This is a genomic window from Mycobacterium gordonae, from assembly GCF_001417955.2.
Classification (GTDB): Bacteria; Actinomycetota; Actinomycetes; order Mycobacteriales; family Mycobacteriaceae; genus Mycobacterium; species Mycobacterium gordonae_B.
Genome location: NZ_LKTM01000229.1, coordinates 1 through 922 on the forward strand (window position 1 = coordinate 1; position 922 = coordinate 922).

Sequence of the window (922 nt, forward strand, 5' to 3'; positions counted from 1 at the left end):
TGGTGGGCAATACTCCGGTGTTGCGGATCTCGGAGCCGTTGACTCCGGCCGATCGGGGGTTCTGGGCCAAGCTCGAGGGATTCAATCCCGGCGGCAGCATGAAAGACCGACCCGCAGTACACATGGTGGAACGCGCCCGCGCCCGCGGTGACCTGCGCCCGGGAGCGCGCATCGTGGAATCCACCAGCGGATCGTTGGGTTTGGGACTGGCACTGGCCGGCATGGTCTATCGCCACCCGGTCACCGTGGTCACCGACCCGGGCATGGAACCGATCGTGCAGAACATGCTGCACGCCTACGGCGCCGAGGTGGACCTGGTCACCGAGCCCCACCCGCTCGGCGGATGGCAACAAGCCCGCAAGGACCGCATTGCGGAACTACTGGCCGCTGACCCCGACGCCTGGTCCCCTGATCAGTACAGCAACCCCGACAACGTTGACGCCTACCGACCGCTGGCTTTGGAGTTGCTCGATCAGCTCGGCGGTGTCGATGTGCTGGTGTGCTCGGTGGGCACCGGTGGTCATTCGGCCGGGGTGGCCCGGGTGCTGCGCCAGGCCAACCCCGGCCTGAAGGTGATCGGGGTGGACACCGTCGGCTCGACCATCTTCGGTCAACCCGCGGCCAGCCGGTTGATGCGGGGTCTGGGCTCGAGCATCTACCCGCGCAACGTCGACTATGCGGCGTTTGACGAGGTGCACTGGGTGGCACCGGCCGAAGCGGTGTGGGCGGCGCGTGCCCTGGCGGCCACCCACCACGCCAGCGGCGGCTGGAGCGTGGGCGCGGTCGGGTTGGTGGCCGGGTGGGCCGCACGCACCATGCCCGCCGAGACCACCATCGCCGCGGTCTTCCCCGACGGACCACAACGGTATTTCGACACCATCTACAACGACGACTACTGCCGCAAGCACGGCCTGCTCGACCA

1 protein-coding gene is annotated in these 922 nt (G+C 68.1%); it reads left to right on the forward strand.

Annotated elements, in window-relative coordinates; all coding sequences use genetic code 11:
* Positions 1 to 2: 2 nt before the first annotated feature.
* Positions 3 to 922 (forward strand): PLP-dependent cysteine synthase family protein (locus AO501_RS17745; protein WP_063892884.1); only part of this gene is annotated, 920 nt, incomplete at its 3' end.